Raw genomic sequence first — 14,258 nt, 5'->3', positions numbered from 1 at the left:
CCTCAGTCCTCGTCCTCGTGCGGCCCCTCGGTGCCCGCCGGCAGGGCGGCGCGCAGGCCGCGCAGCACCGTCCGGGCTCTCCGCTCGGCCTCCTTGGGGGGACGGTCGGCGGAGACCGCCACGTCGGGTTCGATCCCGACCCCGTCGAGGTTACGGCCGCTCGGGGTGCGGTAGCGACCGACGGTCAGCTCGATCACCGACCCGTCGGCCAGCCGGATCGGCTCCTGCACCGAACCCTTCCCGTATGTACGCGATCCTATGATCACCGCGCGGTCGCGGTCGCGCAGGGACCCCGCGACGATCTCCGCGGCGCTCGCGGTGCCGGCGTCCACCAGCACGACGAGCGGCGTCCCGGCGTCGCCGGGCAGGGTCACCGCGCGCCGCTGGACGGGCCGCCCGCGCGGCTCGTAGGTCACGACGGGCCCGCCGGACAGGAACGCCGACGCCGTCTCGACGGCCTCGTCCAGCAGCCCGCCGGGATTGCCGCGCAGGTCGAGCAGGACACCGCCCGGGGGGCCGCCGGACGGCGACCGTCCGGCGGCGGCGGCGCGGACCTGCCGGCCCGTCCCGCGCGTGAAGGCGCCGACCCGGATCACCCGCGTCTGCTCGGGAAGGTCGGTCACGGTGACGTCTCCTGCGGGGACCGGTGTGCGGACGAGGTGGAACCGCTTCGTTCTACGGTCGCGCTCGACGGTGAGTTCGACGGGCTGGTCCGGACGTCCACGCAGCGCCTCCGCGACCCGCTCGATGCCCCAGCCCGCCGCGGACGCGTTCCCGACGCCGGTGATGACGTCGCCCGGCAGCACTCCGGCGCGGGCGGCGGCGCCGCCCGGCTGGACGCTCGCGACCAGCACGCCCGCCCCGCTCTCCCGCGGATCGCCGTCCGCGCCGCCGAGCCACAGGCCGACGCCGCTGTACTGGCCGGTCAGGCGCCCTTCGACGTCGTCGTACTCGCGGGCGGAGTAGTACTGCGCCCACCGGTCGCCGAGGCCGCGCAGCATGCCCTCGATGGCGGCGCGGTCGAGCTCGGCGCGTCCGACCGGCTTCGCGGCCCGGCCGCCGATCTTCGCGGCGGCTTCGTCGAGGACGGACCCGCCCGCGACGGCGGTGTGCCGCTGCGACCCGGAGCCGCTCACCATCCCCAGCCCGTACGCGCAGAGGATCGCGGCGGCGACGGCGCCGCCGCGCAGCAGGCGCCCGCCCTTGCCGATATGGGGGGTTCGCCGGGTCCGCCACCCCCGGAGCGACACGGACCGGAACATGCGGCAAGTGTAGGGCGGCGCGCGGCGCCGGACCCGGCGCTTCAGCCGGATCCGGTCACCGCTCAGATTTTCAGATATCTGCGCAGTGTGAGGAACGACGCGACGGCGCACAGGAGCACACCGAAACAGATCGACAGCACAATGACCGCGACCACCGTGCTCCAGCCCAGCTGACTGACAAGCTGGACGTCTCCCGCCAATCTGTCGACCAGCAGTTTCTTGCTGAATATGAGCAGGATCGACGCGAACATCCCGCCGATCAGTCCCGCGATCGCGCCCTCCAGGATGAACGGCATCTGGATATAGGTGTTGGACGCGCCGACCAGCCGCATGATGCCCGTCTCCCGGCGCCGGTTGAACGCCGACAGCCGGACGGTATTGCCGACCAGCATCACCGCCGCGACCACCTGGATCAGCGCGATCGTCAGCGCGGCCACCTGGAGGCCGTTCAGGATCCTGAAGAACCGTTTCAGGATCTCCTGTTCGTTGATCACGGTGTCGACGCCCGGTTGCCCGAGCATCGCCTGCGCGACCGCCTTGTACTCCTCGGGATTCTTCAGCTTCACCCGGAAGGAGTCGGGAATGTCACCCTCTTTGGTGCTCTCCACGAAGCCGGGCGCGCCCGAGAAGTTGTCCTTGAACCGCGCGTACGCCTGCTGCTTGGTCTCGTACTCGACGTTCGAGACCTGCGGCATCTTCTCCAGCTGCCCCTTGAGGGTCTGCCGCTGCTGCTCGGTGATGTCCTGCTTCTGGCAGGCCTCGTTGGAACTCGTCTTGTTGCACAGGAAGATCGAGACCTCGATCTTGTCGTACCAGAAGCTCTTGGACGCCCGGACCTGCTCCCGCAGGAGCAGCCCGGTGCCGAAGAGCGCCATGGCGATGGCGACGGTGATGACGAGGGAGATCGTCATCGTCATGTTCCGGCGGAGACCGATCCAGATCTCCTGGAGAACGAACTGTACGCGCATGCCTCGCTGTCCTTGATCGCCTGTGTCCCGCCGGAAGCCCGGGCCGTCTCCGTACCGTGGAACGCGGCCCGATGCGGGCGGTTCCCACCTGTGGGCCGACACCGTACTCGGTGTCGTACGACCCGGAAGGAATCGATGGTTCAGATGGATGTGCCGTGGAGGGTCAGTAGGCCTGCCCGTACACGCCGCGGGACTGGTCGCGGACGACGCGTCCGTCCTCCAGCTCGACGACGCGCTTGCGGAACGCGTCGACGATCGCGGCGTCGTGGGTGGCCATCACGACGGTGGTGCCGGTCCGGTTGATCCGGTCCAGCACCTTCATGATGCCGATCGAGGTCGCGGGGTCGATGTTCCCCGTCGGCTCGTCCGCCAGCAGGATCATCGGCCGGTTGACGAAGGCCCGCGCGATCGCGACGCGCTGCTGCTCGCCGCCGGACAGCTCGTCCGGCATCCGGTGCATCTTGCCCTCAAGGCCGACGAGGTCGACGACCTCCGGGACGACCTTGCCGATGAACCGCCGCGGCTTGCCGATCACCTCGAGGGCGAAAGCGACGTTCTCGAAGACGTTCTTGTTGGGGAGAAGGCGGAAGTCCTGGAAGACGCAGCCGATCCTGCGGCGCAGGTGCGGCACCTTCCAGTTGCTCAGCCTGCTCAGGTCCTTGCCCGCCACGTGCACGTGACCCTGGGAAGGACGCTCCTCCTTCAGGATGAGTCGCAGGAAGGTCGACTTGCCGGAGCCGGACGGCCCCACCAGGAACAGGAACTCGCCCTTCTCGATGGCGACGTTCACGTGCGCCAGGGCGGGCCGGTTCTGGCTCGGGTAGACCTTGGTGACGTTGTCGAAATGGATCACGGCTGCATCACGGCGGTTCAGTCTAGGGGTTGGGGAGCGGCCCGGACCGCGCCCGCGGGCTTCTCGCCCGCGGTCTCCGGCCTGCGCCGCCCGGCTTCGCGACCGGGTGGGACGCGGAGCCTTCGAGCAGTGTAGAGGGGAGAGTCAACTGTCTCGTCCCACTCGACGTGGTACGAACGCGCAGGGTAGCCGCACCGCCCGATCAGTCTGTCCCGTCCGATCAGTGCCATGCGAACCGTCTCCCGACGTCCGGTCGTTTCGTACCGTCAAGCTCCCGGACTTGCCGGAACGACCATACAGTCCGGCTAGGCTGGATGATGGAGAAAGATACCTAATAGGTGGACGGACACCAGACAAGCTCGACAGACACCCAGACAGTCGACGTTTCCCCGCCACGGGGCCGGCGTCCCGTTCTCGAAGATTGGGGCCACGACATGAGCTGCGAACATCTGATCTGCGCTCGGTGCTCGAACCCGGTGGTGGAGGGGCGCTGCGCGACCTGCCGGGAGGCCCGGTCCGAACTGCACCGGCACGGCCCGGCCGTGCCGCCCGCCCTCGTCCTGGCGGCCCTCGTCGCGCTGCTCTTCGGCGCGCTCGTCGTCCAGCGGGTATACGGCTAAGGCCCTCCACGGAAAGCCGCCCGGGCGCTCGGCGCCCGCAGCGCCCGCGACACCACGGCACCGCGGCACCCGCGGCTCCCTACGGTTTCTTGATCGGCGGGGTGGCGGCCTTGGAGATCGCTCCGTCGTCGGCGATCAGATGCGCCTTCGGCTGTGGCTCGTCCTTCTCGGCCCGCGCAGGGTCGTACGCCGCGAAATGCAGGGTCGAGGTCGTCGCGACCTCGTTGCCCTCGACGGTCCCGTCGAGCAGATGCTCCGCCTCCTCCGGGATCTCCGGCTTCGGCGTCCCCGGCTCCTTGGCGGCGAGCGAGGTGTTGCGGAACAGCGAATAGATGATCAGGCCGCCGCCGCTCTCCGTCCGCAGCCCGAAGTACGGGAAGGGCGTCGCCGTGTAGACGACCTGCAGCGTGAGGTCCTTCTCCTTCGCCTTCTTCTTGGCCCGCCTGGCCGCCCGGTAGAAGCCCGTGGTGACCGCGCCGGACTTCATCACCTTCGCGGCCACGCTGCGGCCGCCCTCCGCGGCGATCGTCGCCTGGATGCCGCCGACGTCGCGGGGACGGATCAGCACCGACGTGTCGTCGCTGCCCAGCGGGGTCGCGTACCCCTCCTTGTCGATCGAGATCTCCGGTTCCTTGGCCTTCGGCTGCAGGAGGGTCGCGAGCGTCAGCTTCCAGTCGTCGGACGGGCCGCGCAGGACGAACGCCATCAGCGCCCTGCGCTTGCTCTTGGACTCGCCCAGGACGGAGCGGTCGACCGACACGAGGAACCATTGCGGGTAGATGGAGGCGTCCTTCACCTTCGGGACGTACAGCTTGGGCTCGCCGTAGACGAAGCGCCGCACCGGGTCGCCGTCGTAGGCGGCCTTGCGGAACTCGGCCGCGGTGAGCTGGGACTGGCCGTCGGACGTCCAGGTCAGCGCCAGCCGCTCGTCGCCGGCGGCCCTGGCCACGTCCTCGTCCGTGACGTAGGTGCGGAACGCGCGCTCGGCGACGTCCCGCGTCAGCGGCACCGGCTCGGGCGGCGACGTCGTGGGCATGCTTGCGGTCGGCCGCGCCTTCGCCTTGCCCTCGGCGCAGCCCGCGGCCAGCGGCATGACGACGATCATCGCTGCCGCGACCACCCGCGAGAACCTCTGCACAGACCCGTCCCCCGGACCGAACTCCACGGCCCGCCGTCCTCGGCCGGCCTCCTCGGCCCGTGATTCTGCCACCCACATGATATTGGCCGGACGCCCGACCGGTGTCCCGGCGGCTATAAGCTCGAAGACGTGGCAGGCATCGAACCCGAAGAGCAGCTCAAGGAGCTCGGCTCGACTCTCGCCGGCATCGAGCAGGTGCTGGACCTCGACGGCATGCGGCGCGACATCGCCGAGCTGCGCGAGCAGTCGGCCGACCCTGACCTGTGGAACGACCAGGAGCGCGCCCAGTCGGTGGGCCGCCGCCTGTCGTACCTGGAGAGCGAGCTGGGCAAGGTCGAGGGCCTGCGGCAGCGGCTGGACGACGCCGCGACGCTGTACGAGCTCGCCCAGGAGATGGACGACGCCGACACCCGCACGGAGGCCGACGACGAGCTCGCGGCGCTGCTCAAGGCGGTCCAGCAGCTCGAGGTCCGCACCCTGATGTCGGGCGAGTACGACGCGCGGGAGGCGCTCGTCACGATCAACGCCCAGGCGGGCGGGGTCGACGCGGCCGACTGGGCCGAGCAGCTCCAGCGCATGTACCTGCGCTGGGCGGAGCGGCACAACTACCCGACCGAGGTCTACGACACGTCCTACGCCGAAGAGGCGGGCATCAAGTCGACGACGTTCACGGTCAAGGCGCCCTACGCGTACGGGACGCTGCGCGGCGAGCACGGCACGCACCGGCTCGTCCGGATCTCCCCGTTCGACAACCAGGGCCGCCGCCAGACGTCGTTCGCGGGGCTGGACGTCGTCCCGGTGGTGGAGCAGAGCGACCACGTCGACATCGACGAGAACGACCTGCGCATCGACGTGTACCGGTCGTCGGGGCCCGGCGGGCAGGGCGTCAACACCACCGACTCGGCCGTGCGGATCACCCACATCCCGTCCGGCATCGTCGTGTCCTGCCAGAACGAGCGCAGCCAGATCCAGAACAAGGCCACGGCGATGAACGTGCTGCAGGCCAAGCTCCTGGAGCGCAAGCGGCAGGAGGAGGCGGAGAAGATGTCCGCGCTGCGGGGCGAGGGCACCAGCAGCTGGGGCACGCAGATCCGCAACTACGTGCTGCACCCGTACCAGATCGTGAAGGACCTCCGCACCGGCATCGAGGTCGGCAACCCCTCCGCCGTGCTGGACGGCGACATCGACGAGTTCATCGAGGCCGAGATCCGCTGGATGCGGCAGCAGGAGCAGCAGACCGCCTGACCTGGGCGTCCTTCGTAAAGTTTGCTCGGCGAGGTTTCGTGTTCATAGAGTGACCACGCAGTCACTCTGCGAGGATGGCGTGCGGTCCGGATCTCCGTCGCCACTTCGGGGGGCTTTTCGCAATGCCCGCACGCAACGTCACCGTCGCTTCACTCGTCACGTCCTGCCTGCTCGCGGCCGCCATGGGCACCGGCTGCTCGGGAGGATCGCCGTCGTCCGCCGAGGCGGAGAAACGCGCGGCCGCGCCGGCGCTCAGCAAGGCGCAGGCCCAGCAGGTCCTCGACGCCTACACCGCCCAGGCCAACCGGGCGGGGCGCAAGCTCGACCGCGCGGCCCTGCCCGGCATCGAGGCCGACCCGCAGTTGTCCATGGACGACGCCTCGCTCAAGCTCCGCCGCGTCATCAAGCGTCCGCCGCCCGCGGTGAAGTTCACGAACACGTCGTTCTACATCCCGCGGGTGAGCGGGTACCCGCACTGGTTCGCGGCCGGCGCCGTCACCGGGCAGGGGAAGCGCTCGATGCGGCACGCGCTGCTGTTCACGCAGGCCAAGGCGGGGGCGCCCTGGCTGCTGACGGCGAATCCCTACCCCACCGGCGACGCGCTCGGCAACGTCGCGGTCGACCCGGAGGGCTTCGCCACCTCCGTCGCCCCGGACGAGAGGAAGGGCCTCGCCGCCGCGCCCGGCAAGGTGCCCGCGGCGCATGCGGCACTCCTCACCGACGGGCCCGGCGCGGCGAACGCGTCCCTCCTGGCGGACGGGGCGCAGACCAGCGAGACCTACAAGGCGCTGAAGCAGGGCGAGAAGACCCTGGCCGGACGGGGAGTCACCCTGTCGTCCAGGTTCTCCCCCAGCGCGTACAGGGTGTACGCGCTCCGCACCAAGGACCGGGGAGCCCTGGTCTGGTACGTCCTCAAGCAGAACGAGGCGTACTCCTCGTCCAAGCGGGGACGGTTGGCCGTAGGCGGGGACCTGCTCGGCCTCGCCCCGGCCAAGGCCGCACGGACGCGCATGGACACGACCGTCCTCGTGCAGTACCTGGCCGCCGTCCCGCCGAAGGGCCGCGCCACGGTCACCGGGATGTACCGCAAGGCCGTCACCGCGCACGGCACCTGATCTCCGTCGGGTGCCGGGCGGTCCCGCGCTTCTGACCGCTGCAGCGAGACCGACCCGGCATCCGGCGGTGCTGTGTTTATTGCCTTTCTCTCCTCCTTCGGGCCCTGGGGGCCCTCCATCGTCGAGAAACGCGGTGCGATCGCTGCATCGCTCCGTCTCGCCTTGGCGGCTCGCTGCGCGATCAGGTTTCTCGCAAGCTCGAAACCTGCCTTCGGACGCGATCGCGACGGTTTGGGTTGTTGCATGGTTGCGGCGGTGGCTGGTCTTGCTCGGTGGCTGGTCTTACTCGGCGGATGGGAGAGAGCTGGCGGTGACCAGGGTGCGAATTGCGCCTAGGGCGACGGAGAGGGTTGCCAGGTCGAAGCTGTCGCTCTCCCAGATCTCGCTGAGGGTCTGCTGGGCGCGCTGGACGGCCGGCTTGTTCTTCTCCGCCCAGTGGACCATGCGCTCCTCAGGCTGCCCGCCCGGCTCGCTGGTGACGAGGACGTCCCTGGTCAGGGCCGCGTGGGCGGTGTACAGGTCGTCGCGGAGCGCGGAGCGGGCCATCGAGCGCCACTTGTCGTCGCGGGGCAGCGCGATGATGCGTTCGCGCAGGCGGGACAGTTGGAGGCGGTCGGCCAGGTCGAAGTACACCTCGGCGACCTCCTCCACCGGGCGGCCCGTGTCGTGCGCGATGCCGACCAGGTCGAAGGTGGAGAAGGCGGGGACGAACGTCGCGCAGCGCTCGGCGAGCTCGTCGGGGACGCCGCGCTGCGCGAAGCCGTCGCGGCGCTGCTCGAACGCGGCGAGGTCCAGGCCGACGAGGAGCTTGGACAGGTGGGTGCTCAGCGTGGTGGCGCTGCCGATGAAGAAGTCGATCGTCTCGCGGATGTCGAACGGCGGGCGCCGGTTGTGCAGCAGCCAGCGGGCGCCGCGCTCGGTCAGCTTGCGGGCTTCGAGGAGCATCGCGATCTGTGTGGACTCGTCGACCTGGTCCGAGAGGGACTCGACCGAGCGCCAGAACCTCGGCATCTCGAACACGTCGCGGGCGACGAGGTAGGCGCGGGCGATGTCGGACGACGACGCCCCCGTCTCCTCGTTCATCCGGAACACGAACGTGGAGCCGCTCGCGTTGACCAGGTCGTTCACCACGGCCGTGGTGATGATCTCGCGGCGCAGCGGGTGCCGGTCCATGTAGGCGCGGAACCGCTCGCGCAGCGGGGTCGGGAAGTAGTCGACCAGCCACGCCTCCAGGTACGGGTCGTCGGCCAGGTCGGACGCCACGAGATCGTGGTCCAGCGCGAGCTTGGCGTAGGCGAGCAGGACGGAGAACTCCGGGCTGGTGAGGCCGAGGCCCGCCTGCCTGCGCTCGGCCAGGGCCTTGTCGTCGGGGAGGAACTCGATGCGCCGCTGGAGGCGGCCGTCGCGTTCGAGTTTGCGCAGGTAGCGGGCGTGGATGTGCAGCATCGCGGGCGCCTGGGCGCGGGCGGCGGCGAGGACGACGTTCTGCGCGTAGTTGTCGCGCAGGACGAGCCGTCCGACCTCGTCGGTCATCTCGTACAGCAGGCCGTCGCGCTGCTTGCCGGTCAGCTCGCCGTCCCGGACGACCTGGTCGAGCAGGATCTTGATGTTGACCTCGTGGTCGGAGGTGTCGACCCCGGCGGAGTTGTCGATGAAGTCGGTGTTGATCAGGCCGCCGGTGCGGGCGAACTCGATCCGGCCGAGCTGGGTGACGCCGAGGTTGCCGCCCTCGCCGACGACGCGGCAGCGCAGCTCGCCGCCGTCGATCCGGACGGAGTCGTTGGCCTTGTCGCCGACGTCGGCGTTGTTCTCCATGGACGACTTGACATAGGTGCCGATGCCGCCGTTCCAGAGGAGGTCGACGGGCGCCTTCAGGATGGCCTTGATCAGGTCGAACGGGGTGAGGGCCTTGACGCCCTCCTCGATGCCGAGCACGGCTCGCATCTGCGGGGTCAGCGCGATCGACTTGACGGCGCGGGGGAACACGCCGCCGCCCTTGGAGATCAGCGCGGTGTCGTAGTCGGCCCAGCTGCTGCGCTGCAGGCCGAACAGGCGGCGGCGCTCGGCGAACGAGGCCGCGGCGTCCGGTTCGGGGTCGATGAAGATGTGCCGGTGGTCGAACGCGGCGACGAGGCGGGTGTGCTCGGAGAGGAGCATGCCGTTGCCGAACACGTCCCCTGACATGTCGCCGATGCCGACGGCGGTGAAGTCGTCGTTCTGGACGTCCGTGCCCAGGGAGCGGAAGTGGTACTTCACCGACTCCCAGGCGCCGCGGGCGGTGATGCCCATGCCCTTGTGGTCGTAGCCGACCGAGCCGCCGGACGCGAACGCGTCGCCGAGCCAGAAGCCGTACTCGGCCGCGACGCCGTTGGCGAGGTCGGAGAACGTGGCGGTGCCCTTGTCGGCGGCGACGACCAGGTAGGTGTCGTCGCCGTCGTGCCGGACGACGTTCGGCGGCGGGACGACCTTCCCGTCCACGAGGTTGTCGGTCAGGTCGAGCAGGCCGGAGATGAAGTCCTTGTAGCAGGCGATCCCGGCCTGCTGCCACGCCTCCCGGTCGGCGGCCGGGTCGGGCAGCTGCTTGCCGACGAACCCGCCCTTCGCGCCCGCCGGGACGATCACGGTGTTCTTCACGGCCTGCGCCTTGACCAGGCCGAGGATCTCGGTGCGGAAGTCCTCGCGGCGGTCGGACCAGCGGAGCCCGCCGCGCGCGACCGTCCCGAACCGCAGGTGCACGCCCTCGACCGTCGGCGAGTACACGAACACCTCGTACGTCGGCCGGGGTTCGGGCAGGTCGGGGATGGCGTGCGGGTCGAACTTCATCGCCAGGTACGGCTTGCCCTGGTAGTGGTTGGTGCGCAGGGTCGCCTGGACGAGCGCGAGGTAGGCGCGGAGGATGCGGTCCTCGTCGAGGCTGGCGACGTCGTCCAGCTTGCCCTGGATCGCCTCGGTGATCCCGGCGCCGCGCTCCTCCTCGCCCTGCGCGAGGCTCGGGTCGAGGCGGCTCTCCCAGAGCCGGACGATCAGCCGGGTGATGGACGCGTTGCGCAGCAGCACCTGCTCGATGTGGCGCTTGGAGAACGTGGTGCCGGTCTGCCGCAGGTACAGCGCGTAGGCGCGCAGGATCATCGCCTGCCACCAGTTCAGCCCGACGTGCAGGACGAGCGCGTTGAACCCGTCGTTCTCGATCTCGCCGCGCCACAGCCGGGTGAACGCGTCCTGGAACAGGCCCTTGATGGCGTCTTCCGGGACGTCGGCGGGCGGCACGTACCGCAGTCCCAGGTCGTAGATCCAGAACCGCTGCCCGTCGGCCGTGCCGATCTCGTAGGGCCGCTCGTCGATCACCTCGATGCCCATGTTCTGCAGCAGCGGCAGGATCCGGGACAGCGAGATCGGCTCGCCCAGCCGGTAGATCTTGAGGCGGCGCTCGCCCGGCTCGGCGCTGTACGGCTCGTACAGGTTGATGGACGTGTCCGTGCCGTCGGCGGACAGGTCGTCCAGGCGGCGCAGGTCGGCGACGGCGGTGCGGGCGGGGAAGTCGGCCTTGTATGCCTCGGGGAACGCGTCGCCGAAGCGGCGGCCGAGCGTCCCGGAGCGTTCTTCGCCGCACTGCTCGACGATCGCGTCGCCGAGATCGTCCTCCCAGGAGCGGATGGCGGCGGCGAGCCGTCCTTCCAGCTCGGGGACGTCCACGTCCGGCAGCGGACGGCCGCGCTCGCCGCGGACCACCACGTGCAGCCGCGCCAGCATCGACTCGGTGACGTTCGCGCTGTAGTCGACGCTGACGCCGTCGAACGCGTCCTTCAGCAGGCCCTGGATGCGCAGCCTGACCTTGGTGGTGTAGCGGTCGCGCGGCAGGTACACCATGCAGGACATGTAGCGGCCGTACAGGTCCTTGCGCAGGAACAGCTTCAGCTGGCGGCGCTCGCGGAGCCGGAGCACGCCGAGCGAGATCGGGAGCAGGTCGTCGACGGAGATCTGGAACAGCTCGTCGCGCGGGTAACTCTCCAGTATCTCGATGAGGTCCTGGCCGTCGTAGCTGTCGGCGGTGAAACCGGCGAGCTCCAGCACCTCCTCCAGCTTCCGCTTGAGGACGGGGATGTGCGACAGCGACTCGCTGTAGGCGACGTGCGTGAACAGGCCGAGGAAGCGTCGCTCGCCGATGACCGCGCCGGACTCGTCGAACTTCTTGACCCCGATGTAGTCGAGGTAGAGCGGGCGGTGGACGGTGGACCGCGAGTTCGCCTTGGTCAGCACCAGCAGGCGCTTCTCCGTCGCCTTCTCGCGGACCTCGGGCGGCAGCGCCGCGAAGCTGTCGGACTCCTGCTTGTCGCTGCGCAGGATGCCGAGGCCGGTGCCGGGCTCGGGCTTGAGCGCGGTGCCGCTCTCGGTGAGCGTGTAGTCGCGGTAGCCGAGGAACGTGAAGTGCCCGTCCACCAGCCAGTCGAGCAGCTCGACGCCCTCGGCGAGCTCCTTGCCCGGCAGCGGCGGCGCGGTCTCCTGGATCGCGGTGGCGATCTCACCGGCGCGGGCCCGCATCTTCGGCTCGTCCTCGACGGCGACGCGGACGTCCCCCAGCACGCGGAGCAGGTCCTTCTCCAGCGCGTCCAGGACGGACCGGTCGCTGGTACGGTCCACTTCGATGTGCATCCACGACTCGTCGACGTCCTCGTCGCTGTCGAGCTTGCCGCGGAACGCCTTGAGGTGACCCGCGACGTCGCGGTCCACGCCCAGCAGCGGGTGGACGATCAGGTGCGTGGCGAGCTGGTGCCGGGTCAGCTCCATCGTGACCGAGTCGACCAGGAACGGCATGTCGTCGGTGACGACCTGCACGACCGTGTGGCCCGGGTCCCAGCCGTACTCCTCCAGCGACGGCGTGAAGACGCGCACCTTCGCACGCCCCTGGGGCCGCTCCTCGCCGAGCGCGCGGTGCGCCATCGCGGGCCCGCAGACGTCGGCCGGGTCCCGGTCGAGCAGGTCCTCGCGGGCGACGTGCCGGTAGTACAGCCGGAGGTAGGCGAAGGCCTCCTCCACGTCCCCGCCGCGCGCCCCCGGACGCTGCGCGCACGTCTCAGCCGCCCGCCGGAGCAGGTCGTCCTTCGCTTGATCGAGCATGCCGCTCATCGAGTACTCCCCTAGAGACCCTTCGCCACCTCGTTGTGGCGCCGCTCACTGCGCCAGCGTAGCCAGGAATCGCCCCAAAGCCGACCTGCTCCGCCGCGACGTGGACGTGGCTTTGCCCACCCTCCGGGCCGTCCCGCCAGGCCACCATGTCAGGCCGGGCGGCGCCGTCCGGGGGGATCGCCGAACCCCGCGCCGCCGGGACGCCGGGACGCGCGTGGTGGTGGCCGGACCGCCGTGCCGCCGCCGCTTCCGGCGCTAGGAGCCCGCGCCGCCCGATCCGGGCGACGGGTCGGGGGGCGTCCCCGAGTCGGTGGGGGTCGGCGAGCCGGTGTTCGTCTTGGTCGGCGTCGGGCTGCCGGTGTCCGTCGGGGTCTCGCTGGGGCTCTCGGACGGCGTCCACGTGGGCGTCGTCGGCCGGTAGGTCGGGGTTTCGGTCTCCTCGACGGGCTCCTCGCTCGTCGACGGCGGCGTGCTCGGCAGGACGCTCGACGCGGGCGGCCCGCTCGGGTCGCTGACCTGCTGCCCCGCCTTGCCGTTGTCGCCGGCGTTGAGCGCGAGGACGGACGAGACCACCACGATCGCCACGAACAGCGCGGCGGCCCCGGCCAGCGCGGCGGAGCGGCCCGAACCGGCCAGCACCCGCCGCAGCCCGCGCGCGTCGCCCGCGTCCCGGGCGGCGGCGATGTCGCGGGGCAGCGTCGTCTCGGACGCGCCGCCGTGGTGGAAGGCGGCCGGCTCGTCCTCGAAGAGGCGCGCGTCGTCGAAGTCCAGATCGGAGGCGAACCCGTCGTCGCCGATCTCCGCCGCGCGGACCGACCCGGCGGCGAGCATCGCGGTCTCGTCGGTGTCGCCGGACGGGCGGGACACCGCGGCGGGCGCGCCCGTCCGCGAGGTCTCCTCGTGGCCGAGCAGCCGCATCAGCACCTGCCGCGCGCCAGGCCGATGCGCGGGCTCCTTCTCCAGGCAGTCGAGGACCAGCTCGCGCAGCGGCCCTTCGAGCTCGCCGAGGTCGGGCTCCTCGTGCAGGATGCGGTTGATCACGGCGGGGATGGTGTCCTGGCCGAACGGGGGCTCCCCGGTGGCCGCGAACACCAGCGTCGCCGCCCAGCAGAACACGTCCGCGGCCGTCCCGACCTCGTCGCCGCTGATCTGCTCGGGCGCCATGTAGGACGGGGTGCCGATGACCCGGCTGGTGAGCGTGGTGCCGCCGCTGATCGCCCGCGCCACCCCGAAGTCGATGACCCGCGGGCCGTCCGGGCCGATCAGCACGTTGTGCGGCTTGAAGTCGCGGTGGACGATCTTCGCCTGGTGGATCGCGGCAAGGGCCGTCGCGGTGCCGACGGCGAGCCGGTCCAGCCCGGCGCCGTCGAGCGGGCCCTCGTCCAGGACATGCTGGTTCAGCGACGGGCCGCGGACGTACTCGCTGACGATGTAGGGCCGGTCGCCGTCCACGTCCGCGTCGATGACCTGGGCGGTGCAGAACGGGGCGACCTTCTTCGCGGTCTCCAGCTCCCGCAGGAACCGGGCGCGGGCCTTGTCGTCGGACGTCAGGTCCGCGTGCAGCAGCTTGATAGCGACCTGGTGGCCGTCGTCGTCGGCGCCGAGGTACACGGTTCCCTGGCCGCCCTCGCCCACCCGGCCGATCAGGGCGTACGACCCGAGCCGATCCGGATCACCGGACCGCAGCGCCCCAACCTCCATGCGTGGAACCGTCCCTCTCTCGATCGCGGGGCCTTACACGCGGGCCCGGATCACCCCTCCGACTGTGTGACGCCCGAGACCGAGGGGAAGTTCACCGGCCCTGCGCCCATACGGCGTGTTTTGCCGCACACGCTTCCGTTCGGACACGTTTGGACCGGAGCACCACCCTAATGCCGTCACGTCCCACAGCGATACGGGCGGGCAACCTGTCACCCAAGCGAAATCGAACGTC

At 70.5% G+C, this 14,258-nt stretch carries 9 protein-coding genes; 3 read left to right on the top strand and 6 right to left on the bottom strand.

Features of this window, described 5'->3' with window-relative positions:
* Window positions 1–2 precede the first annotated feature (2 nt).
* The 3 genes from ACH35V_RS05310 to ftsE all read right to left on the bottom strand — a co-directional run bounded on the left by ACH35V_RS05310 (window position 3) and on the right by ftsE (window position 3,083).
* Entirely contained in the window at window positions 3–1,262 is a 1,260-nt protein-coding gene (locus ACH35V_RS05310; RefSeq protein ID WP_395970374.1) for a S41 family peptidase, read from the bottom strand.
* Window positions 1,263–1,324: 62 nt separating this feature from the next.
* Window positions 1,325–2,230 (bottom strand): permease-like cell division protein FtsX, encoded by a 906-nt coding sequence (gene ftsX / locus ACH35V_RS05305; protein ID WP_395970373.1) that lies wholly within the window; start codon window positions 2,228–2,230, stop codon window positions 1,325–1,327.
* A gap of 163 nt (window positions 2,231–2,393) precedes the next feature.
* Window positions 2,394–3,083 (bottom strand): cell division ATP-binding protein FtsE, encoded by a 690-nt coding sequence (gene ftsE, locus ACH35V_RS05300; protein ID WP_138643357.1) that lies wholly within the window; start codon window positions 3,081–3,083, stop codon window positions 2,394–2,396.
* Window positions 3,084–3,517: 434 nt separating this feature from the next.
* On the opposite strand from ftsE, the gene ACH35V_RS05295 reads away from it, so the two are divergent.
* On the top strand, window positions 3,518–3,703 hold the full coding sequence (locus ACH35V_RS05295; protein WP_395970372.1) for a hypothetical protein: 186 nt from the start codon (window positions 3,518–3,520) through the stop codon (window positions 3,701–3,703).
* Between the two features lie 79 nt (window positions 3,704–3,782).
* On the opposite strand, the gene ACH35V_RS05290 is transcribed toward ACH35V_RS05295, so the two are convergent.
* Window positions 3,783–4,913, bottom strand: coding sequence for a hypothetical protein (locus ACH35V_RS05290; protein ID WP_395970371.1), 1,131 nt, complete (start codon window positions 4,911–4,913; stop codon window positions 3,783–3,785).
* A 57-nt stretch (window positions 4,914–4,970) separates the two neighbouring features.
* Between ACH35V_RS05290 and prfB the strand changes: the two genes are divergently transcribed.
* Window positions 4,971–6,086 carry a peptide chain release factor 2 gene (prfB, locus tag ACH35V_RS05285; protein ID WP_395970370.1) on the top strand — a complete coding sequence of 372 codons (1,116 nt, stop codon included), beginning with the start codon at window positions 4,971–4,973 and terminating at the stop codon, window positions 6,084–6,086.
* 122 nt (window positions 6,087–6,208) lie between these two features.
* The gene (locus ACH35V_RS05280) at window positions 6,209–7,201 is read left to right on the top strand and encodes a hypothetical protein (protein ID WP_395970369.1); all 993 of its coding nucleotides are present in this window, start codon (window positions 6,209–6,211) and stop codon (window positions 7,199–7,201) included.
* A gap of 282 nt (window positions 7,202–7,483) precedes the next feature.
* On the opposite strand, the gene ACH35V_RS05275 is transcribed toward ACH35V_RS05280, so the two are convergent.
* Both ACH35V_RS05275 and ACH35V_RS05270 read right to left on the bottom strand, forming a co-directional pair.
* Window positions 7,484–12,325, bottom strand: a complete 4,842-nt coding sequence (locus tag ACH35V_RS05275; RefSeq protein WP_395970368.1) for an NAD-glutamate dehydrogenase — start codon at window positions 12,323–12,325, stop codon at window positions 7,484–7,486.
* Between the two features lie 255 nt (window positions 12,326–12,580).
* Window positions 12,581–14,026, bottom strand: a complete 1,446-nt coding sequence (locus tag ACH35V_RS05270; protein ID WP_395970367.1) for a serine/threonine protein kinase — start codon at window positions 14,024–14,026, stop codon at window positions 12,581–12,583.
* Window positions 14,027–14,258: the final 232 nt, after the last annotated feature.

Source organism: Actinomadura sp. 1N219, assembly GCF_044326405.1.
Classification (GTDB): Bacteria; Actinomycetota; Actinomycetes; order Streptosporangiales; family Streptosporangiaceae; genus Spirillospora.
This window is presented reverse-complemented; position numbering and strand designations above follow the sequence as displayed.

What these genes read in the sequence shown, in the direction of transcription:
- ACH35V_RS05310 (WP_395970374.1), bottom strand. Translation starts at nt 1,262, where the DNA reads ATGTTCCGGTCCGTGTCGCTCCGGGGGTGGCGGACCCGGCGAACCCCC.
- ftsX (WP_395970373.1), bottom strand. Translation starts at nt 2,230, where the DNA reads ATGCGCGTACAGTTCGTTCTCCAGGAGATCTGGATCGGTCTCCGCCGG.
- ACH35V_RS05295 (WP_395970372.1), top strand. Translation starts at nt 3,518, where the DNA reads ATGAGCTGCGAACATCTGATCTGCGCTCGGTGCTCGAACCCGGTGGTG.
- ACH35V_RS05280 (WP_395970369.1), top strand. Translation starts at nt 6,209, where the DNA reads ATGCCCGCACGCAACGTCACCGTCGCTTCACTCGTCACGTCCTGCCTG.
- ACH35V_RS05275 (WP_395970368.1), bottom strand. Translation starts at nt 12,325, where the DNA reads ATGAGCGGCATGCTCGATCAAGCGAAGGACGACCTGCTCCGGCGGGCG.
- ACH35V_RS05270 (WP_395970367.1), bottom strand. Translation starts at nt 14,026, where the DNA reads ATGGAGGTTGGGGCGCTGCGGTCCGGTGATCCGGATCGGCTCGGGTCG.